This window comes from Corynebacterium cystitidis, from assembly GCF_900187295.1.
Classification (GTDB): domain Bacteria; phylum Actinomycetota; class Actinomycetes; order Mycobacteriales; family Mycobacteriaceae; genus Corynebacterium; species Corynebacterium cystitidis.
In genome coordinates this window covers 1517753-1536721 of sequence record NZ_LT906473.1, presented here as the reverse complement: position 1 = coordinate 1536721, position 18969 = coordinate 1517753, and the positions used below count along the sequence as shown (strand labels likewise).

Genomic DNA, 18969 nt, shown 5'->3' with positions numbered 1-18969 from the left:
GACATGTACGTGCATGGTGAACCCTGGCTAGCTGCTCTTGGTTTGCTCATAAGCGGCCAAAGCCTCACGGCGCGACTCTTTCAGATCCACAATTGGGGCCACAGGTAACCCGTCTTGTTCAGCGAGCCACCGGGTAACGTACCTGCCGTCCGGGTCGAATTTCTTCTGTTGCAGTTCTGGGTTGAAAATGCGGAAGTAGGGGGACGCATCCGCACCACACCCGGCGACCCACTGCCACGACACAGGATTGTTGGCCTCGTCAGCGTCGACAAGCGTGTCCCAGAACCAGGCTTCACCATCCCACCATGGCTGCAGCAGATTCTTGCTCAGCAGTGAGGCCACCACCATCCGTACTCGGTTGTGCATCCAGCCGGTGTGCCACAGCTGCATCATGCCGGCATCAACGAGTGCAATCCCGGTGCGCCCACGCTGCCACGCGTCGAGCACGTGCGCATCGGGCTGGTAGGGGAAGGTGCGGAACTGCTCTTTGAGTGGTTGGGTCTCCATGTGGGGCTGGTGGTAAAGCAGGTGCCAGGAAAATTCGCGCCAGTACAGTTGGCGCACGAACGCAGAGGCGTCGTCGCTGGGAACCTCGCCGACATCGGCGAGTTCGTCGGCCACACGCAGAACTTCACGCGGCGATATATTCCCGGCGCGTAGGTAGGGGGAGAGCTGGCTGGTGGAGTTGGCATCGTTGGGGTCATCGCGGGTGGTGCGGTAGTCCGGCAGCCACACCTCCATATCGTCGAGGCGTTCACGCGCGGAGCGTTCACCTGGTGACCAGTGTTTGGCTACGGTGTTTTCCCACCACGCGGGATCAGTGTCGAGTAGCTCTAGTTCCTCGAAAGTGCAGGTCACGGTGGTGGCGGAGAGGGGCACATCGTCATGACGCGTGCGGGGTGCAGGCAGGGGCTGATCGACGCCCATCTGGCTGGCTGCCCGGTAAAACGGGGTGAATACCTGGTAGTAGGTGCTGCTAGCCGGGGCAATGTCGAATGGTTCTACAAGCAGCGCACCGCGGTGGCTTTGGGCTGCTATGCCCTGGTTTTTGAGGGCAGTTTTGATCTCGGCGTCGAGCATGCGCGAGGACCACGCGTATCGACGAGACCAGCGCACCGTATCCACCTGCAACTCGCGGGTGAGGGCGGGGATAATCTCGCGGGCATCCCCGCGGGCAAAGAGCAACCGGATGCCCAGCTCGCGCAGATTATTCTGCAGGATGTCAAGGCTGCGGTGGTACCACCAGCGTGTCGCGGCACCCAGTGGGCGCGGGCCCAGCCGGGCCAGTGTAGTTGGGCTGTCGATGGTGCCGTCGTGAAGCGCGGGTTCTTCGCGGACCCACACTGCCACCACAGGGCCGTCGGCACACGCGGCGGTGAGCGCTTCGTGGTCGTGTGTGCGTAGATCGTCCCGGAACCACACAAGCGTTGTCATAGGGGTCAAGTGTAGCCGGGGCGGGTCACTACAGTGGGGCCTATGTCTCCCGACAATATTTTGCTGCGCCTGCTGGAGGATCAAGAAGCCTATGTGCGCGAGGTATTCGCCGCGTTGGAGGCACGCGGCTTGCCCAAACAGAACCAAACTCCACACATCACCATCACTTTTGCCAAGCAGATGGCACCGGAGGTGGTGCAACGGGCTCGTGAGTTACTGCCACCGCTGATGCCGGCGACGTTGCGGCGCGCCGGGGTGGTGGTGTTCGGCATAAAATCCAAACAAACGGTGTGCTGGCTGCTTGAGGCCAGCGAAGAGCTAGAAGCAGCCACGCGTGAGCTCAGCGCCCTGAACCCCGAGGGCCACGGTGCGCGCTGGGTGCCACATCTGACCGTGGGTTTGCGCATTCCGCGTGGGCTTGTGCCCGACTATATCGCAGCACTTGACGACGAGACCTCCGGCCACTTCAAAGAGCTAGTGGGGCACAGGGCGGTGCTGTGGCAGCCCCGGTTCCAAAAGCTCACGGAGCTTGCCGACGAGCACCGCTAGTCCCGCAGCGGTTGGGTACCGTTTGTCAGCTCGCGGGCCCACTCTTTACCGCGCGAAGACTCCGCGCCAACGTAGTTCAGCGGTTGGTCGGACCCCCACAGCACGATATTGCCGTAGGCGCGGCCGTCAAGCATGTCGCGTGGGCCAATTGCGCCGACAAAGTCGAAAACCTCGAGCATGCTGGCAAGATCCTCACGTGCATTTGGTAACTCGGCGTAGTCGCCGACATTCGCAATGTATACACCGCTCGGAGCTAGCACGCGGCGTACCTCACGGAAGAATTCGATGGTGCGCACGTGGCGGGGCGGATCCGGCCCTGCAAACACGTCGCGGATGATCACGTCGGCCTCGTTGTCAAGCATCTCTTCTATTGCCTGGCGGGCATCGGTGATCTTAAACAGGAGGTCGTCGTTAAGCTCAAAAGCCCAGCGCACCAGGTCTGCCACAGCTGCGTCATACTCCACCACAGTGTTGCGTGTGGCGTGGTACTTATCGGCCACATAGGACGGCAGCGCACACCCAGCCCCACCCAGGTGGACCACGTGTGCCAGCGGGCGCTTGTCCAGCAGCGGGTCGATGGCAGCAGCAATCCAGCGCATGTACGGAAAAACAAGAACGCGCGGGGCACCCAGGATGATTTGGGAGGAGGGGACGTCGTTGAGCTCAAGGACGTAGGAGCCGTCGCGGACGGGGTCGGCAACAATGCGGGCGGTGCCGGTGTCGATCAGGTACTCACCGGTGATGCGCTTTTTCATCCGGCGCGGCTTGTGCGGTTTTGGCATGGTGGGACACAGTGTACCGCCGGTAGGCTGAGTGCATGCGCGTGCCGACGGCCTCAGCTCAATCGCCGTGGTAGTCGGTGTGATCGGTGTGTGGCTCGGTTTCGAGCGTGCCGACGCGATTGCCGGTTTGCTGATTGCCGCAGTGATCACAATGACCATGATCAACTCCTTGGCACTTGTGGTGCGACGCATCCTCGACGGCGTGGACCCTCAAGCAATGCATGCCCTTAAAAGCGCTGTCGCTGGTGTTGATGGGGTAGAGGCAGTTGAGCGAGTCCGTGCGCGATGTCGCTTCCAACATCGACGGCATCACAGTCGAGGTGCGTGCAGGCTAGCCCAGTGTGTGCAGATAGAACAGTCAGGAAGCTAGATGCCGCGCATATCGTTGGCGGGCAGCCTCCCCGCTGGTCCCTACGAAAGTTCCAATAGTCTCCCAAGTGAAACCCGAATTTCGGGCGTTTTGGATTGCGGCGAGGATCTTCTTCTCTGCAAGCGAACGATCGTAAACGGCCTCCCGCAGAGCTTCGACAGCGCAGCTGTCTAGTTCATCTTCTGGGGACGGTGTGTACTCCTCGAAGCGACGAGCTAATTCATCAGCATGGGCAAGAATATCTTCAATAGAACGTGGCATTATTATCACCTCAAAAATTTTGGACGGGCGGACATCGCATGGACAATTACGTCTTGATCTTTAGAATTAATAAATCCGACTTCTAAAAGGTTCGCGCTTGAATCTGGCCCAAGGACCATGGTGAAATCATTCTTCATAACCCAGACCCTTATCGGATTGCGGTATGCATGGAGTATGTCACCTTCCTCAATTCCATGCTTGAGTGCAGATTTGGAGATTATAGGCGAACGCATGATTCCAAGTTAACTTGGAATCATGCGGTGGGTCAAGGGCTTTCTGGTATTTTCACCACTGGCCTCGGGAGCGCAGATATTCGCTGAGAACTGCCGAGCCGAGTTCCTCCAACTCAGGAATTACCAGCTTGCCGTCAAACCGGTCATCTAACTGCTGGAGAAACTGTGTGAGCCCTGGGTCATGGCCGAGCTGGAAGAACGTGGTGTGCGTGCCGCGCCGGGTCACTGTGTCTAGCTCTGTGACTGTTTTGCTCAAGGTGGCTGGATGGGTTGGCCAGTTGAACCAGGCCTCACCCCACGGCTCAAGGTGGGCGGTGGGTTCGCCATCAGTGACCACCAGCAGGGTGGGGCGCATCGTGTTGTTGCGGGCGAAGAACTGCTGCGCCAGCATGAGCCCGTGGTGCAGATTCGTTCGCCGCTCGTGAACCGGTGGCAGGGCAGTGAGCTGCTCAATCTCCATTGTCTTGGCGTAGCGGCCGAAGCTGATCAAGGCTAGCTCATCGCCCCGGAACTTGGTGGAAATCAGGTGGTGTAGGGCCAAGGCCGTTATCTGGGATTTCGCCGGCACGGACCTCCCCGCCGAGTGGGTGGCGCAGGTCGAAACACTTATCGACGACATCCCAACCGAACTCGCAGAACTGCTCACCGACGCCGAAACGGCAGCCCTGAAACGCCGCGCCAGCCGGATTTCCCGTTTGCCGTGGCTGCCCCAGCCTTCAAGCGAATACCCGTACCCCTGGCCTTTAGTGTAAAGCACCCAGCCGGATCGGCCCTTTCGCCTGTGTGATGTCGACTACGCGTGTGGCCTCGCTGAGGCAGATTGTCTTGCCGTCGCGACGGCGAAGCAGCGCACGGATCGTGGCAGCTAGGCGTTCCCGCTGACCTTCATCAGTAGGTTCCCACCAGGCTTCGCCGCGTTCACCGAGGGCAACCTTGGCATCCTGGACCCGCGGGCGGGCAGCATCCGGGTTGGTTTTTACCAGGCGGCGGGCGTCCATCATTTCATTAACCAGCTGTTGGCGCAGGTTTTCTGGGATGGAGGGATCTGAGGCGCGCCACTTCTTGCCATCAACGATGATGTAGCGGCCATCCTCGGTACGCTCCGGTACTTCCTTCGATGTAGTCATAAGCCACAGGGTATGTTTTTCATCAGTGGTGGTGCACGTGGCTTGCTGTTCTTAGCGCAGGAACTAATTCGGCCGAGCCCATCGAGCCACTCGACGACGAGCGATCCCTACATGCCTTCAATACTAACGTTGGTGGATTTGATCACGGCGGTGGCCATCGACCCAACTTCAAGATCGAGTTCGCGCACGGCTTCCGTAGAGATCAGCGAAACCACACGGAACGGGCCGCACATTAACTCGACTTGGCTCATCACCGGATCGGAGATCACATTGGTAACCAGGCCAGTGAGATGATTGCGCGCTGAGCGCTTGGCTGCGCCAGCATCCAACGCGTCGAGGTCTTTTTCCTCGGCGATCTCTTGGGCCACAATCGCTAGCTGTGCACCATCGACCACGCTGCGGCCGGACTCGTCTTTGCCCGCACTCAGCCGCCCGAGAGCGATCCAGCGCCGGACCGTGTCGTCGGAGACACCCAACAGGTGGGCTGCGGTACTGATCCTGATCGTCGCCATAACCTCACCATATACGCTAGGACACTTCGGTGAACACACAACCAAGCAGAGTTGTTTTGGTGGGAATTGACCTTGCTGCCGGCCCTGTGCGGACCGAGATAGCAGCGCTTAACGACGACTACCTCGCAGACGTCGAGGCGGGAGTGGCGGAGGGTTGGATTCACACCCCGACGCGCTAAATACTACTGAGTTGTGGTTCCCGTCGCGGCGGTCTTACCGGGCGACGTCTCTTCCAAAGGGAGAACCTCAATGTCAGTGGATTCCTCGATGGTCATTTCCTGGGTGAGCTGCTTCTCAAACTCAGGATCGATCTCGGTCTCAGCAACCTCGAGGACATCCTGATCACCAACGGAACGGATTTGCGTCGGTGGTGCCTGAGGCGCATTCACGTCGATGCCGAAGAATTCGTCCAAGCCTTTCACGTTGAACTGGGTGGAGTTGTACCGGGAATTATTGCTGGTATTCCACTGGGAAACTACTAGATCCAAGTTGTCCAAGGTAGAGCCCGGAACGATATAACCGCCGTACAACTGGGTGAAGTTTGATGGGGTCTGAGCTGCGCTCCAGCCGCCCTTGCCTGCGATGACCACGTTGGCTGGAGTGATCTCATCCCAGTCGCGGGCGATCTCCTTGGAGATGCGCACCTCAATGGCCATGGTCTCCTCGTTGAACATGGCTAGTACCCAGTGGCCTTGGATATAGCGCAAGCTCATCTCGCCGGCCTGCATCTTGTCGTTCAAGATCGGTGCTGCTTCTTTGCCCCACTGGCCGGTTGCTGGGTCGTAGAGCTGCCATTTGGAGCGATCGTCCATGTCTTCGACGCGGAAGCGGCTGAGGTAGACGGGATCATTGCGGTTGAACTGGGAGCTCATCACGTAGATATAACCGTCAGGGCCTTGCTCCCACGTGATTAGGTTGCCCATACCAGACATGTAGGAGCTTTTTGTGCGGCCAACCGACTTCCATGTTCGGCCGTTATCCGAGGACTTGAAGATCTCCGAATACAACACATTGCCGATGCCCTCATTCCATATTCCCTGCATGTAGAGGGTGCCGTTGATGTTGATTATATCGCTGGGGATTAAGGTGAGGCCACGGTCATTGTGTTCGTAGCGGATCAGCTGATAGGCCTGCGAGCCACGATTTAAGGGGCGCACAATCTCGATTTGGCCGTTGTCGTCCTTACGGGCCACAGCGCCGACGGGGCTGAGCCACTCGCCTTCGCCCAAGCGGTGACCGCGGAAGGAGTCACCGAAAATGATGGCAAACTCTTCTCCGGGGCTGAGCTTGGTCATGATACCCAAGTCGCCCGAGAACACTTGGAGTGGTTCCGACTTGCCGTGGCCGAGCAGATCGCCCAGCTTAGTCACGGTCAGGCCATCTGAGATGGAATCCGCCCAGTTCGCGCCATCCACGGTCACGCGCTTGTCGCTTTGCGAGGAGCCCGAGGAGCCCGAGGAGCCCGAGGAGCCCGAGGGGCTGGACGAACCCTTGCCGGAGGATCCGAGCACTGGCAGACCCAGCTCGGAGGAGGCCACATTGCTTAACGACGACAGGTGTTGGAGCTCTGATGCTGATGACAAGCTCGATGAACTCGAGCTCTGCGCAGACGCGGGTGCAGCGATCACGCTGACGGAGAGGGATCCTGCCACAGCAAGAGCGACATACGACGTATTCTTCTTCACGGTGTACTCAATTCACGTTAAAAGGGACGGGGTTCACACGTCTTTGAACTGGAAACTTTACGGAATTAGACAGTAGCAAACAGAGCCGACATTTGCCCGCTGAGACACCTGTACACACCTCTGGTTTCGGCCTTACTTGGAGGCGAGTGACTGTCGCCTGCGGTTTCCCTTTTTTGGGGGTACTTGGTCTGCGTGCGTTACTTTCGGTGCAGACCTCATTGGTGCTTTCTATTAGAGTACGCTGATGTGATTGAATTTCTCCAAAACAATGCGCTTTTGACTATTTTTATAGTCATCGGCTTGGGGACGGCCTTTGGGGCCATCCCTTTTGGGCCGATCAAATTCGGTGCCGCAGGCGCGCTTTTCATCGGCCTTTTCGTCGGCGCGATCATCGAATTACCAGAGGCTGTTCTGGCCACCCTACAGGACCTCGGCTTGGGGCTTTTCGTTTATATGATCGGCCTCGAAGCAGGCGAGTCCTTCTTCAAGAACATTCGCAAACAGTTTGGTCTGATGGCGATGTCGATCGTGTCCATCATCTTGGCTGCCGTGACTGCGGTACTCGTCGGCGGATTGCTGGGCGTGGCCAGGGAAGTGTCCGTTGGTGCCTTCGCCGGTGCGATGACATCGACACCCTCGTTGTCGCTGGCGCAAGTACAGACAGAGTCTGACTTGCCAGCAGTGGGATACTCCATCGGCTACCCCACAGGCATTGTCGTTGCCATTTTGTTGGTCTTCGTCACCATCGGCAAGAACTGGAAGGCATCGCGTGATGAGGATGATTCCGCAGGCAGCCAGCTCCGTGGCGTGCGCATGGCGGTTCAACACCGAGTCACCTCAGAAGAACTCGTCGAGGAGTTCGGTTCCAACATCACAGCTGGTGTGCGACGCCACAATGGAAAAATCGAGATTCTCGATTCCACTTTCGAACTCAGCCCTGGGGACACCGTGTTCATGATGGTGAAAGAAGGTGTCCGCGAGGACCTCGTGAAACGCGTCGGACGCCCGTTGCAACCACTATCGCGACGATTGCCACAGCTGACTGTGCAAAAATTTAGCGTGTCCAATCAAGACATTGGCGGCAACCGGCTGGACAACCTGCCGTTATACGCCAAGTTTGGTGCGCAAACCCTGCGCATTCGACGTGGCGATGAAGAAATCCTGGCTACTGACGATGTCACCATCGCCTCCGGTGATGTCATCGAAGTGATCGTACCCACCAGAAACGTCACCCGCTTGGAGTCATACCTCGGCAACTCGATCCAAGTGGCCAACGAGCTGGACTGGGTAGCATCGGCCACGGGCCTGGCACTGGGCTTCATCCTGGCAGCGATCCCATTCCCGCTTCCCGGTGGAGCAAGCTTTGTGATCGGCGCGGCGGGTGGACCGCTGATTTCCGGTTTGGTATTGGGCGCCCTCAACCGCACGGGCCGCATCGCATGGCAGCTGCCACGCTCCGCAAACTATGCGCTACGCCAGTTTGGCTTGATGCTCTTCCTCGCATCAGTTGGTACTGCATCGGGCCCGGCGTTCGCTTCGACGGCGTTCTCCCTTGATGGCCTGATCACCATCGGTATAGCAGCGCTGATCGGACTTGTTGGCTGTGGATCGTTGCTGCTGATGGCGTGGGCATTCGGGCAATCAGCTGGACGCGCTAATGGTGCTGTCGCAGGCCTACTCGGCCAGCCTGCAGTGCTGCAGTACGCGCTGCAAAACTCCAGTGACAACCGCATCATGGACGGCTACTCCACCACATTTGCGGTAGCCCTGATCTTTAAGATTGTCGTCATCCCGTTCATGCTCGTCTAACAGGGTTCTGCCTAACATGTCGGAGCACCGGCACTAGGCGCAGCTGCGCAACCTTCCAGCGCAGCTGCGTAACTCTTAAGGCACGCGGTGAGTCCACTGATCGGTGGAATACTTTGTGTCCACCAACTGCTGCGCGGCATCGTAGTCGTCCTGTGAAAGCTCAGCAGGTTTCGCCCCGTAGCGGTTGGTGAAGGTGGTCTTCATCGTTTCGATGACCTCCTCGCGTGGAGCACCAGTCTGGCGGCGAAGAGGGTCGACCCGCTTTTTCGCGGAACGGATACCTTTGTCAGCAATTTTGGCTTTGCCAACGCGCAAGACCTCCATCATCTTGTCAGCATCGATGTCGTAACTCATTGTCACGTGGTGCAGCACAGTTTTGCCCTTGCGTTTTTGGGCTGCGCCGCCGATCTTGCCTCCGTCGGAGGAAATGTCGTTGATCGGCACGTACCAGGCGTTCACACCGTGTTCGGCTAACGCCGCCAATACCCAACGGTCTAAAAACTCGTAGGAATCTTCGTAGGATAGGCCCGCGACCAGTTCATTCGGAACATACAGCGAGTACGTGATGCAGTTCCCGCCCTCCATAAACATCGCGCCACCACCGGACATTCGGCGCACAACCTGCACATCATGTTCGGCTACACCTGCGGGCTGGAGTTCGTTGACATAGGACTGATAAGACCCAATGACTGTCGCGCGGTCGTCCCACTCCCAGAAACGCAGTGTGGGGCCACGCTGGCCGGACTCGACCTGGTCCATGAGAAGTTCATCAAGTGCCACATTCATCACGGTAGGCAACGGTCCGGGATGGATAATTTCCCAGTCTAGATCGGTAAAATCGACGGCTCCTGTCACTGCACGGCGGACTGTTTGAGCAACATCGCGCGTGGAAAACCCATGGAGGGCCAGATCATCGAAAGACGCTAGCGCGGCGTCTAGACGGTTGGTTAACGCAAGAGTGTCGTCGTGGGTGGTCGCGCCCTGCAAAGCTGGCCCCAAAGCGTCATAGGCCTCGTCGGGTTCAAGGAAAAAGTCCCCGGAGATCTTCGCATTGGTGATCACATCGCCGTCTGTGTCGATGTCCACCACCACAAGTTTTCCGCCGGGGACCTTGGTTTCAGAATGGAATGATTGTGTCATACCACCCTTTGTACCGAAAATTTGCGCTACGCTTCGGCAGCCGCCTGTACTGCCGCGCTGACTGCTGGTGCAACATTCGGGTTCAACGGTGAAGGCATGATGAAATCTGGCGCCAGATCGTCGCCAACTTGCTCTGCAATCGCTTTGGCTGCTGCTAACTTCATCTCGGTGGTAATACTGGTAGCCCCCGCGGCGAGTGCGCCGTGGAAAATTCCGGGGAAGGCCAGCACGTTGTTGACTTGGTTTGGCAGATCGGACCGACCCGTCGCCACCACGGAACCGTACTTCTGCGCCAACTCGTGCGGGATCTCCGGATCAGGGTTTGCCAAAGAAAATAGCAGTGGGTCCGCAGCCATGAGCTCAAGCAGCTCCTCACCGACATGCCCACGGGAAACACCGATAAAGGCATCCGCGTCGCGGAACGCCTCTTCTGGTCCACCACTGAGCGCGCGCGGGTTCGTCTCGTCGGCAAGCGCAACTTTAACCGGGGTGAGGCCGTCGCGGCCCTTCGAAATAATTCCGCGGGAATCGAGCATCACAATATCTTTGACTCCAGCGTCGAGCAGCATTCGCGTACACGCTACGCCCGCAGCGCCAGCACCTGAGATCACCACACGAAGATCAGCCAACGTTCGCCCGGTGACCTTGCAGGCGTTGGACATACCTGCAGTGACCACGATGGCGGTGCCATGTTGATCATCGTGGAAGACAGGGATATCAAGTTCTTCGTCCAAGCGGCGCTCCACCTCGAAGCAGGCAGGTGCGGCGATATCTTCGAGGTTGATGGCACCAAAGCTTGGTGCAATAGCCTTGACAGCTGAGACAATACCGTCCACGTCGTGCACGTCGAGCACGATCGGGATGGCGTTGAGATCAGCAAACGACGTAAACAGCTGGCACTTTCCTTCCATCACAGGAAGTGCTGCGTGAGGGCCGATATCGCCAAGACCCAGCACTGCCGTGCCATCAGATACCACCGCCACGGTACGGCCTGTACCAGTGAGCTCACGCACTCGCTCTGGGTTGTTCTTGATGGCCATACAGGCGACGGCGACACCGGGGCTATACACCACCGACAGATCACGCTTGGTTTCAAGACGCCGGGATGAAGTCACTGTGAGCTTTCCGCCAGCGTGTGCGGCATAGACTTCAGCATCAGTGATTGGGTTGGCAGGAGACGCAGGTTCCAAATTACTCATACACCCAGTATTTCATTAACTGCCTATTACAGTCAGGAGATGGCTAACCTCACCTTTTCGGGGGTGCATGCCGTGCTACAGTAGCGCAGCATTGCAGCAAGCCCAGCACGTCGTCGTCAAGCGTGGGCTTCGCCCTCCGCGCCAGTAGCGCCATCGACGTCGTCAACACCATTGACAACTCCGTCGGCGGTACTCAGTGCGGTGGAACCGGTCGACGAGCGACCAGCTGCGCGGGCTTCCTCTGCTTCTTTGCGCAGTTCGGCCTGAGCCTGTGCAGGAGTCAGTTCGTCCTCACTACGGGTAGATTCCTGCGAAACCAGGGCTTTGGCCAGGGCAATAATGCCCACGATGATCAGGCCCCAGATCAGGCCAAAGATAAACGATCCGGTTGTGTTAAGTAGCCAGCCCAGGAAGCCACCACCAACGGCGGTTTCCCACCCGTGGATCGTTTCGTACGGCCAGTGCCAACCAAATTCATCGACGCCCACGACCATGATGTGTCCGCCGACCCAGAGCATCGCAATCGTGCCGATAATACCGATTGCGGACAGCACGATCGGCATCGCCTTGACCAGGCCACGGCCGAAAGCTGCCCCCTTGTCCCGCTTGATCATGCCCAAACCGATGTCGTCAATCTTTACCAGCAGGCCCACCGCACCGTAGACGGCGATGGTGATGCCTATGGCAACGACGATGAGCACGAGTGTACGCATCAAGAGGGACTCATCAGCAATCTCGTTGAGCGAAATCACCATGATTTCAGCAGACAGGATCAGGTCCGTAGTAATCGCGGACTTCACCAGCGAGTCCTCGTCGGTTGGCGTCTTATTCGCCGCCTTCGCCTCTTCCTTGTCCGTGCTGTGGGTGAACTTGTGCACGATCTTGTGCGCACCCTCGTAGCAGAGGTAAGTGCCGCCAACCATCAAGATCGGGGTCAGTGCCCACGGCGCGAATTGGGAAAGCAACAAAGCGATCGGAAGGACGATGACTAATTTGTTGAAAAATGAACCCTTGGTGATGCGCCAGATCATGGGCAACTCACGGGCGGGGGAGACACCGTCGACGTACTGCGGAGTCACAGCAGCGTCATCGATGACAACGCCAGCAGCCTTCATTGATGTTTTACCAGCGAGGGCAGCAACATCGTCGGCAGATGACGCAGCGGTCCGGGCAATCAGTGCGACGTCGTCGAGAAGCGCGAGCAGGCCACCAGCCATAATCGAAAACCTTTCGCAATAAGATAAATATGGATGCAACAATCCGCATCCGCGATAAGTGTACTCCTGGTTACTAGAATCTCTGAGTATGAGAATCGTTTTTATTGGCGCGGGCGCGGTTGGCTCATGGTTTGCGGGAAACCTCGCGCGATCTGGTGGCCACGAACACGATATTTCCGTGGTGGCACGCGGCCAGACGCTGGAAGCTCTCCGCCATCGGGGCATCGTGCTGAATGGCGAAGCCCCCATCCCGGTCCACACGGTAGAGCATGTCTCCGAAGTAACCGATGCAGACATTGTGGTGCTTGCTATGAAGGCCACCGGTGGAGACCTTGATCAGACTCTGGCCGGTATCAGCGACCGGGCTCTTGTCGCGGTGACCCAGAATTCGGTCGAGGTGCCACACCGGGTGGCGGAGGTCGTCGGCACGCACCGCACACTGCCTGGAGTTGTGCGAGGCTACTTCCACCACGAAGGCCCAGCCAAGGCGGAGTTTCATGGCGGTCCCTGCTCGTTGACTATTGGCACCTGGGATGGGCGTGACGACGAGCGCGTCTCCGCCTTTGCTACTGCCCTTGATGCTGCAGGCATCGACGGGATCGTACGCGATGACATTTTCGTTGATGTGTGGGAGAAAGCCATGTTTGTTACCTGCGCAGGCGTGCTAGGTGCGGTGGTGGATGCTCCCCTGGGGGTGCTGCGACAGCGTCCTTGGCGCGCGACGTTGGTGGCGTTAATGGAGGAGGTGGCCGCGACAGGGCGCGCGATGGGGGTACCTCTTAGCCTTGACGTGGTGGATCGCACGATGGACTTTGCGGACTCAATGCCTGCTGAATCCACGACGTCGATGCAGCGTGATATCGCAGCTGGCAACCCTGGTGAGATAGATTCTCAGGCGGGGGCAATCGTCCGCGAAGCCGGCCGGGGCGGAGGAGGAGCACCCTTGCATGAATTTGCGATCAACCTCATTCTTTCTAGGTTAGGGTAGGGTAAGCTCACATGAGTGAAACTTTGACTTCAACAGCACGTGTGCGAACCGAGCGCCCTGCCCGCTACGCCAAACAACTGGCGTCACACTTTTCCAGAAAGCTCAACACACATTGGGATTCCGATGCCGCGCGCGGCACGATTGAGTTTCCCGGTGAGGGTATCGACGGCACACCTACCCAGGTGGATTTAATCGCCAGCGATGATGTCCTCATGATGACCATGACTGCTGAGCCGGCGCGCGTGGAAGAATGTGAACGCATCGTCGCGATGCACCTGATTCGATTCGGTGCGAAGGACAACTTGCAGGTGACGTGGACCCGCAGTGGCGGTAGTGAAGCGCATTACAGCGTTGCTGACCTAGAGAAGTAGCCCTGCTCAACCACGCATTCGGTGAGATCCATGGTGAGAACCATGGTGAGATACTTGGCAAACTCTGTGCCAATTTGATTTACTGAAGTGCGTACCCACGGGTGCCCCACGTTAATGGGGCTGAGATAGCCAGTTGTGCTGGCGGACCGTCGAACCTGATCCGGTTAGTACCGGCGCGAGGAAGGAATGGTTGTGAGTCAGCCTTTATTGAAAAAATCTAGAAATAGATGGCGTGTCATCGACATCGTTACCGCAGCGGTCCTAGGCGTGGCGTGCGGTGTGATCTTCTGGATGTGGAATCTGTTCGGCTACGCCGGCTTTACCGCTTTAAACACATTTACCCCTGGTTTCGGCGGGCTCGTTGCGGGTATGTGGTTTTTGGGAGGCGTGGTTGGCGGTCTGATAATTCGCAAGCCTGGTGCTGCGCTATTTGTGGAACTGGTTGCCGCCACCGTCTCTGCGGTACTGGGCAGCCAGTGGGGTGTGGAGACGCTCTATGCGGGCATGACGCAAGGTGTAGGCGCGGAGCTTGCCTTCGCTATTTTCGCTTATCGACGCTTCACCATGCCTGTGGCCATGTTGGCAGGCGTTGGTGGGGCTGTCGGCGCTTATATCTTAGAGCTCTTTACCAGCGCCAATATCGCAAAAACCGTGGAGTTCAACCTGATTTACCTGACCTGCCTGGTCATCTCCGGTGCGATCTTGGCTGGTGTAGTCGGGCACTTTCTGGTTCAGGCCTTGGCACGGACTGGGGCGCTTGATCGTTTTGCTGCGGGGCGCCCGCAATGACCTCGACCTCGTTGTCTCCGGCCATTCAGGCCGGCAATCTGTCATACCGCCACGCGATGCGCCGCGATCCGGCTTTCCACAGTGTTGACTGGGTTGTGCAGCGTGGGGAAGCCGTCTTGTTGACGGGGGATTCTGGCGCAGGAAAGTCTACCTTGCTGCACTTGATCGCAGGGTTATTGAATGATGATGAGGAGGGCTCGAGCACAGGGCGCCTCGAGGTCAATGGAACCGTGGGGATGGTGTTGCAGGACCCTGACTCCCAAGTGATCTCCTCACGGGTGGGCGACGATGTTGCCTTCGGGTGCGAGAATTTAGGTGTGCCCCGCGACGAAATCTGGGCGCGTGTAACCACAGCTCTTGAGCTGGTGGGGCTCGACGTTGCTCTGAATCACCCGACAGTGTTGCTGTCGGGCGGGCAGAAGCAGCGCCTAGCGCTCGCGGGTGTGCTCGCCATGGGCGCCGACGTTCTGGTCTTTGATGAGCCAACTGCAAACCTTGACCCTGAGGGCACCCGTTCCATCATCGAGGCCACCGCGCGCGTCCTTGAGCGCACCGGCGCCACGTTGGTCGTCGTTGAGCATAATCCAGGCCCCTGGCTTGCGCTGATCGACTCGATCTACCGACTAGGCAGTGATGGACTGGAGGCGATTAGCGCAAACCAGCTACCCGGGCCCCCCGATCTTCCGGTTGCGCGGTCTGCGTCGGGTGCGCCGTGGGCTGTGCGTGCCGACGAGCTGCTGACAGACTGGGGTCCACCACGTAGCCTCGAACTGCCCGAGGGTTTCTCCACAGTAATGACTGGTGCTAACGGCACTGGCAAAACCACCCTGGCGACAACGCTTGCGGGTCTATCAACCAGTAACGGGGGCACTCTGGAGTACGCGGAATCGATCCGTCAAGGTCTGACTGCGCCACCGGTGAGGTGGTCATCGCGGCACTTGGCCCAGCGCATTGGCTACGTCTTCCAGGATCCAGAGCACCAGTTCGTCGCACGCACTGTGTATGACGAGCTGATGGTTTCTGGAGCACCCAGCGCGCGGATCGACGAGTTGGTGCAACGGCTACGCCTTGACCATGTTGTTCAAGCTCATCCTTTTACGCTGTCAGGGGGAGAAAAGCGCAGGCTTTCGGTGGCTACAGCGCTGGTTAATACACCGGCTTTTGTTGTCCTGGATGAGCCGACGTTCGGCCAAGATGCACGTACCTTTGTGGAACTGGTGGGGTTGATTCGCTCCTTGACTGATCAGGGCACCACGGTGTTGTCCATTACTCACGACGAGCATTTCACCCGCAGTCTGGGAGACCACCAGGTGGTGGTGACATGAATCTGATCGCAGGAATTAACCCGGTGGCCCGGCTGCTGAGCATGCTGATGATGACCACCCCGGTGTTGCTCACATTGGACTGGGTGTCTGCCGTGGTGGCACTGGTATGCATCGTGTTGGGGGCACCGCTGGTGGGCGTGGGGTGGGGCCGTTTGGTGAAGCGCTCGTGGCCGATTTTTGTTGCAGCTCCCCTTGCTGCTGTGCCTATGGCGCTGTACGGCAGACCAGGAGGAGAAACTTACGCGCAGTTCTGGTTGATCCAGGTCACGGACAATTCTCTCCAGCTGGCGTTGGCGATGGGCTTGCGTGTTCTGGCTGTCGGGCTGCCGGTCATCGTGTTATCTGCAGATGTTGACCCGACCGATTTAGGCGACGGGTTGGCCCAAAACCTGAAGTTGCCCCCACGGTTTGTCATCGGCACGGTTGCGGCGCTACGCATGCTAGGGCTTTTGCGCGATGACATTGATGCGATGCGCCGGTCGCGTCGCGCCCGTGGACTGGCTGAGGTAGGACGCATGAAATACTGGTGGTCGATCGTGTTCGGTTTACTTGTAACGGCTCTGCGCCGGGCATCAAAGCTGGCCACAGCGATGGAAGCCCGCGGGTTTGGCCGTGTTGACACACAGCGCACCTTCGCCCGCACAGCGCGGTTTGGTGGCCAAGAGTGGGCCTTTGTCATCACGTGTGCGCTCATTGGCCTGGGTGCGGTAGCGGTGTCTATATTGACCGGTCAGTTCATGTTTTTGGGAGCAGTATGAGCAAGCGGATAATTATTTTGGTCGATGGGCCCTCTGGGTCCGGAAAAACCACGTTTGCCAACCAGCTTGGCCGTGACACTGGTATGACCGTGGTCCACCTCGACGATTTTTATCCAGGATGGTCAGGGCTTGCAGAAGGTGTGCGCATGGTTGTCCACGACGTCCTGCACCCTACCCAACCCGGGTTCACGCGGTGGGATTGGGAGAAGAACCAGCCGGGACAATGGGTACAACTCGACCCAGAAGCAGACCTCATCATCGAAGGGGTCGGTGCTCTTACCCAAGCTTCGTACCAGGCCGCATCACAGCTGGGCGACGTTTTTACAGTGCGGATCACCGCTCCCTACGATGCCCGGAAACGCCGCGCTCTCGAACGCGACCCGGGCTATGCCGAATACTGGGACATGTGGGCCGAGCAGGAACGGGAACTACGGTTAAAGGAACTTCCTGTCACTGCGGATCTCGTTCTCCAGGGCTAGAGGGGCTAGAGGATTTCGTCTAGCAGATCCAAGGGGCGAGGAATGCGGACACCTTTGTCTGTGACCACAATGGGGCGCTGGATCAGCCGCGGGTGGGCGACCATGGCATCGAGTAGCTCGTCGTCAGGCGTGTCCTTGCTCAGCCCGAGGTCTTGGTACTGCTGCTCGCGGGTGCGAATGGCCTCGTGGACGGTCAGGCCAGCAGCGTCGATAAGCTCAGCCAGCGTTTCTTTCGATGGGGGCGTATCGAGGTACTTGATCACCTCGGGTTCCTCGCCGCGCTCGCGCAGGATAGACAGGGCAGTGCGAGAAGTGGAACACTGCGGGTTGTGATAGATCGTGCTCATGGGCACAGATTCTAACCAACAGATTCTAACCAACAGGGGTAAGTTTAACCTCGTCTGCCCAGGTCAGATCATAACCGATGGTGTGCAGCCACTGCATGGGGTTGTCGTCGTGACGCGTAATGCCGTCAACCGCTGCAAGCGTATGTTCGATTGCGCGCTCTGCCTCAGCCGCGGTGATGAGTCCGGCAGATGTTGCCGCCGCTAGCTCATCAATGTCTTGCACATCAATAGGTTCGCCGGAGACCGAGATCAGGTCAACGTAAAGATCGCGCGTTGACCACACATCACCGTTGTTGTCAATGTCGGCAACATCGAAGTAGAAGTCCTGAACTTCGTCGACCCCTTCGCGGAAGTGAAAGATGTTAGCGCGCAAACCCAAGTCCGGCAAGAGCCAGCTTTCGAGGTATCCGAAGCGTGGGTGGTTGGCCCCGCGCGCCATATATAGACCGAACTCTGTTTCGTAGAACGTGTCGACGTCGCGCAAGAACCCTTTCGGGTCTGTATTAGTCTTCGAGGAGGTGTCAAAGGTCTCCTGCTTGACTGGGTGGAGATCAGCGCTCATGGGGTGCCTCACGATCTTTCAAAAAACGCTACACGTTAAACACTGCTGCCGTCGGTGCGAATGAACAGGTGTTGCTATCAGTTTTCGCCGCTCCTGTGACAACAGCAATCACTGTGCCGTGGCCGGTATGTGCCAGTCCCGACAAAGTTGTCGGTCCTGTTTTGTTTATCCCGTTATTGCCGAGGGGTGTTACTCCTGATTGGAATGTGGTGGTATTCAGCCAGTACACGTTCATCAAACCTTGGTCGGGTGCTGCCGCTGGGGTGCCTAAAGCCGTGAAAATAAAGGTGGCCTGACCAGCACCGGGCTGAGGTCGCACATCGGTGCTGGGGCCAGGCACCACAATGGCGCTGGCGGTGGAGTGAAGGCCTGGGCCCATACAATCGGAAGATACGGTGGGCCAGTAGAACTGGGTAAACGGTGGGGCATCTTCAGGAAGTGGTGGTCCACCGGGTTCGCCCTGGCCGGAATAAAAAGCGGCAGCGGTGCGGAGCGCGTTTTCGACATCTGCGGGAACCCACGGCTGGCTGGCGAACTCGTTGATGCGCGCCACGGTGTAGTCGGTGGGGCGGCCGATTTCGTCGATATAAGGTGCGACTATGGAGCTGCCTTGTTGGTTCCATGCGGCGCTCAAATCAGAGTTGGCGGTCGCGGCAGGGGAAGCAAGCGCGCCGACGGCCATAGCCCCAGCGGTTGCGGTGGCGGCGACGGCGCGAGCGACGGTCGGTTGTATTCGCACGAAAATTATTCCTAACCCTAGGTGTGTGGTGTGGCCGGACTTCAATAGCCACCGGGGTTGGCGGAAGCCACAACGCTCGACAGTGCCAACAGCGCTTAAGACCCCACCAAACTATAGCAGCTACAAGAGCTAAAGTAGATACACTAATTCCAGTAACTGCATTAACAATTGCAACTTCACTAACAAAAGTAACAATATTCACAATTGCGCCAATGTCAAGTGGTTTTGTCGGCCTACGGTTTATCGGCCGGGTGTGAGACCTCTGCGGAGTGCTCGTGTGGAAGTGCGCAGAA

General features: G+C 58.2%; 22 protein-coding genes and 2 pseudogenes. 11 read left to right on the top strand and 13 right to left on the bottom strand.

What is annotated here, in order from left to right:
* Positions 1-27 precede the first annotated feature (27 nt).
* A complete protein-coding gene (locus tag CKV99_RS07200; protein ID WP_092256849.1) occupies positions 28-1434 on the bottom strand; it encodes a cryptochrome/photolyase family protein in 1407 nt (468 codons plus the stop codon).
* A gap of 42 nt (positions 1435-1476) precedes the next feature.
* On the opposite strand from CKV99_RS07200, the gene CKV99_RS07195 reads away from it, so the two are divergent.
* A complete protein-coding gene (locus CKV99_RS07195; protein WP_092256852.1) occupies positions 1477-1983 on the top strand; it encodes a 2'-5' RNA ligase family protein in 507 nt (168 codons plus the stop codon).
* Here the strand turns inward: CKV99_RS07195 and CKV99_RS07190 are convergent.
* The gene (locus tag CKV99_RS07190) at positions 1980-2765 is read right to left on the bottom strand and encodes a spermidine synthase (protein WP_231909974.1); all 786 of its coding nucleotides are present in this window, start codon (positions 2763-2765) and stop codon (positions 1980-1982) included. The genes CKV99_RS07195 and CKV99_RS07190 overlap by 4 nt on opposite strands.
* A gap of 31 nt (positions 2766-2796) precedes the next feature.
* Here CKV99_RS07190 and CKV99_RS14480 point away from each other — a divergent pair, with 31 nt between their 5' ends.
* Complete coding sequence (locus tag CKV99_RS14480) at positions 2797-3135, top strand: cation diffusion facilitator family transporter (RefSeq protein ID WP_169872583.1); 339 nt, start codon at positions 2797-2799, stop codon at positions 3133-3135.
* Here CKV99_RS14480 and CKV99_RS07185 read toward each other — a convergent pair.
* Both CKV99_RS07185 and CKV99_RS07175 read right to left on the bottom strand, forming a co-directional pair.
* Positions 3124-3396 (bottom strand): hypothetical protein, encoded by a 273-nt coding sequence (locus CKV99_RS07185; protein WP_177178097.1) that lies wholly within the window; start codon positions 3394-3396, stop codon positions 3124-3126. The two genes, CKV99_RS14480 and CKV99_RS07185, sit on opposite strands and share 12 nt — an antisense overlap.
* A gap of 285 nt (positions 3397-3681) precedes the next feature.
* Positions 3682-4206 (bottom strand): annotated as a pseudogene (locus tag CKV99_RS07175) (hypothetical protein); the annotation flags it as partial.
* A 10-nt stretch (positions 4207-4216) separates the two neighbouring features.
* Here CKV99_RS07175 and CKV99_RS07170 point away from each other — a divergent pair.
* On the top strand, positions 4217-4381 hold the full coding sequence (locus CKV99_RS07170) for a hypothetical protein (RefSeq protein ID WP_177178096.1): 165 nt from the start codon (positions 4217-4219) through the stop codon (positions 4379-4381).
* Here the strand turns inward: CKV99_RS07170 and CKV99_RS07165 are convergent.
* A complete protein-coding gene (locus CKV99_RS07165) occupies positions 4373-4756 on the bottom strand; it encodes a hypothetical protein (protein ID WP_177178098.1) in 384 nt (127 codons plus the stop codon). The genes CKV99_RS07170 and CKV99_RS07165 overlap by 9 nt on opposite strands.
* A gap of 107 nt (positions 4757-4863) precedes the next feature.
* Positions 4864-5268, bottom strand: a complete 405-nt coding sequence (locus tag CKV99_RS07160; RefSeq protein ID WP_092256860.1) for a TOBE domain-containing protein — start codon at positions 5266-5268, stop codon at positions 4864-4866.
* Between the two features lie 29 nt (positions 5269-5297).
* On the opposite strand from CKV99_RS07160, the gene CKV99_RS14750 reads away from it, so the two are divergent.
* Positions 5298-5447, top strand: a complete 150-nt coding sequence (locus CKV99_RS14750; protein ID WP_157728389.1) for a hypothetical protein — start codon at positions 5298-5300, stop codon at positions 5445-5447.
* Between the two features lie 3 nt (positions 5448-5450).
* Here the strand turns inward: CKV99_RS14750 and CKV99_RS07155 are convergent, their stop codons facing one another.
* Positions 5451-6953, bottom strand: a complete 1503-nt coding sequence (locus tag CKV99_RS07155; RefSeq protein ID WP_408607532.1) for a DUF4185 domain-containing protein — start codon at positions 6951-6953, stop codon at positions 5451-5453.
* Between the two features lie 246 nt (positions 6954-7199).
* Here CKV99_RS07155 and CKV99_RS07150 point away from each other — a divergent pair, with 246 nt between their 5' ends.
* A complete protein-coding gene (locus CKV99_RS07150; protein ID WP_092256863.1) occupies positions 7200-8762 on the top strand; it encodes an aspartate:alanine exchanger family transporter in 1563 nt (520 codons plus the stop codon).
* A gap of 75 nt (positions 8763-8837) precedes the next feature.
* Here CKV99_RS07150 and CKV99_RS07145 read toward each other — a convergent pair whose 3' ends face one another.
* The 3 genes and pseudogenes from CKV99_RS07145 to CKV99_RS07135 form a co-directional block, all read right to left on the bottom strand.
* Positions 8838-9902, bottom strand: coding sequence for a lipoyl protein ligase domain-containing protein (locus CKV99_RS07145; protein WP_092256865.1), 1065 nt, complete (start codon positions 9900-9902; stop codon positions 8838-8840).
* Between the two features lie 26 nt (positions 9903-9928).
* Positions 9929-11101, bottom strand: coding sequence for an NAD(P)-dependent malic enzyme (locus CKV99_RS07140; RefSeq protein WP_092256868.1), 1173 nt, complete (start codon positions 11099-11101; stop codon positions 9929-9931).
* 287 nt (positions 11102-11388) lie between these two features.
* Positions 11389-12318: pseudogene (locus CKV99_RS07135) on the bottom strand (DUF808 domain-containing protein); the annotation flags it as partial.
* A gap of 88 nt (positions 12319-12406) precedes the next feature.
* On the opposite strand from CKV99_RS07135, the gene CKV99_RS07130 reads away from it, so the two are divergent.
* From CKV99_RS07130 to CKV99_RS07105, 6 genes are all read left to right on the top strand, one after another.
* Positions 12407-13306: a 2-dehydropantoate 2-reductase gene (locus tag CKV99_RS07130; protein WP_092256874.1), complete on the top strand. Its 900-nt coding sequence runs from the start codon at positions 12407-12409 to the stop codon at positions 13304-13306.
* 11 nt (positions 13307-13317) lie between these two features.
* Entirely contained in the window at positions 13318-13677 is a 360-nt protein-coding gene (locus tag CKV99_RS07125; RefSeq protein WP_092256877.1) for a DUF2218 domain-containing protein, read from the top strand.
* A gap of 192 nt (positions 13678-13869) precedes the next feature.
* Complete coding sequence (locus CKV99_RS07120; RefSeq protein WP_231909973.1) at positions 13870-14466, top strand: ECF transporter S component; 597 nt, start codon at positions 13870-13872, stop codon at positions 14464-14466.
* A complete protein-coding gene (locus tag CKV99_RS07115) occupies positions 14463-15791 on the top strand; it encodes an ABC transporter ATP-binding protein (RefSeq protein ID WP_092256881.1) in 1329 nt (442 codons plus the stop codon). Before CKV99_RS07120 ends, CKV99_RS07115 begins: the two co-directional genes overlap by 4 nt.
* The gene (locus tag CKV99_RS07110; protein WP_092256885.1) at positions 15788-16549 is read left to right on the top strand and encodes an energy-coupling factor transporter transmembrane component T family protein; all 762 of its coding nucleotides are present in this window, start codon (positions 15788-15790) and stop codon (positions 16547-16549) included. The genes CKV99_RS07115 and CKV99_RS07110 overlap by 4 nt, the downstream gene beginning before the upstream one ends.
* The gene (locus CKV99_RS07105) at positions 16546-17028 is read left to right on the top strand and encodes a nucleoside/nucleotide kinase family protein (RefSeq protein WP_092256888.1); all 483 of its coding nucleotides are present in this window, start codon (positions 16546-16548) and stop codon (positions 17026-17028) included. The genes CKV99_RS07110 and CKV99_RS07105 overlap by 4 nt, the downstream gene beginning before the upstream one ends.
* Before the next feature lie 5 nt (positions 17029-17033).
* Here CKV99_RS07105 and arsC read toward each other — a convergent pair whose 3' ends face one another.
* The 3 genes from arsC to CKV99_RS07090 are packed head-to-tail and all read right to left on the bottom strand — an operon-like array spanning position 17034 to position 18676.
* A complete protein-coding gene (arsC, locus tag CKV99_RS07100; protein ID WP_092256892.1) occupies positions 17034-17375 on the bottom strand; it encodes an arsenate reductase (glutaredoxin) in 342 nt (113 codons plus the stop codon).
* A 25-nt stretch (positions 17376-17400) separates the two neighbouring features.
* Complete coding sequence (locus CKV99_RS07095; protein ID WP_092256896.1) at positions 17401-17937, bottom strand: DUF402 domain-containing protein; 537 nt, start codon at positions 17935-17937, stop codon at positions 17401-17403.
* Between the two features lie 28 nt (positions 17938-17965).
* Positions 17966-18676 carry an Rv1157c family protein gene (locus CKV99_RS07090; protein WP_231909972.1) on the bottom strand — a complete coding sequence of 237 codons (711 nt, stop codon included), beginning with the start codon at positions 18674-18676 and terminating at the stop codon, positions 17966-17968.
* Positions 18677-18969 lie beyond the last annotated feature (293 nt).

Excerpts from the sequence above, each read along its gene's own strand:
- CKV99_RS07140 (WP_092256868.1), bottom strand. The coding sequence starts at position 11,101 with ATGAGTAATTTGGAACCTGCGTCTCCTGCCAACCCAATCACTGATGCT.
- CKV99_RS07195 (WP_092256852.1), top strand. The coding sequence starts at position 1,477 with ATGTCTCCCGACAATATTTTGCTGCGCCTGCTGGAGGATCAAGAAGCC.
- CKV99_RS07160 (WP_092256860.1), bottom strand. The coding sequence starts at position 5,268 with ATGGCGACGATCAGGATCAGTACCGCAGCCCACCTGTTGGGTGTCTCC.
- CKV99_RS07125 (WP_092256877.1), top strand. The coding sequence starts at position 13,318 with ATGAGTGAAACTTTGACTTCAACAGCACGTGTGCGAACCGAGCGCCCT.
- CKV99_RS07110 (WP_092256885.1), top strand. The coding sequence starts at position 15,788 with ATGAATCTGATCGCAGGAATTAACCCGGTGGCCCGGCTGCTGAGCATG.
- CKV99_RS07095 (WP_092256896.1), bottom strand. The coding sequence starts at position 17,937 with ATGAGCGCTGATCTCCACCCAGTCAAGCAGGAGACCTTTGACACCTCC.
- CKV99_RS07115 (WP_092256881.1), top strand. The coding sequence starts at position 14,463 with ATGACCTCGACCTCGTTGTCTCCGGCCATTCAGGCCGGCAATCTGTCA.
- CKV99_RS07130 (WP_092256874.1), top strand. The coding sequence starts at position 12,407 with ATGAGAATCGTTTTTATTGGCGCGGGCGCGGTTGGCTCATGGTTTGCG.
- CKV99_RS07200 (WP_092256849.1), bottom strand. The coding sequence starts at position 1,434 with ATGACAACGCTTGTGTGGTTCCGGGACGATCTACGCACACACGACCAC.
- CKV99_RS07105 (WP_092256888.1), top strand. The coding sequence starts at position 16,546 with ATGAGCAAGCGGATAATTATTTTGGTCGATGGGCCCTCTGGGTCCGGA.
- arsC (WP_092256892.1), bottom strand. The coding sequence starts at position 17,375 with ATGAGCACGATCTATCACAACCCGCAGTGTTCCACTTCTCGCACTGCC.
- CKV99_RS07165 (WP_177178098.1), bottom strand. The coding sequence starts at position 4,756 with ATGACTACATCGAAGGAAGTACCGGAGCGTACCGAGGATGGCCGCTAC.
- CKV99_RS07190 (WP_231909974.1), bottom strand. The coding sequence starts at position 2,765 with ATGCCAAAACCGCACAAGCCGCGCCGGATGAAAAAGCGCATCACCGGT.
- CKV99_RS07145 (WP_092256865.1), bottom strand. The coding sequence starts at position 9,902 with ATGACACAATCATTCCATTCTGAAACCAAGGTCCCCGGCGGAAAACTT.
- CKV99_RS07185 (WP_177178097.1), bottom strand. The coding sequence starts at position 3,396 with ATGCCACGTTCTATTGAAGATATTCTTGCCCATGCTGATGAATTAGCT.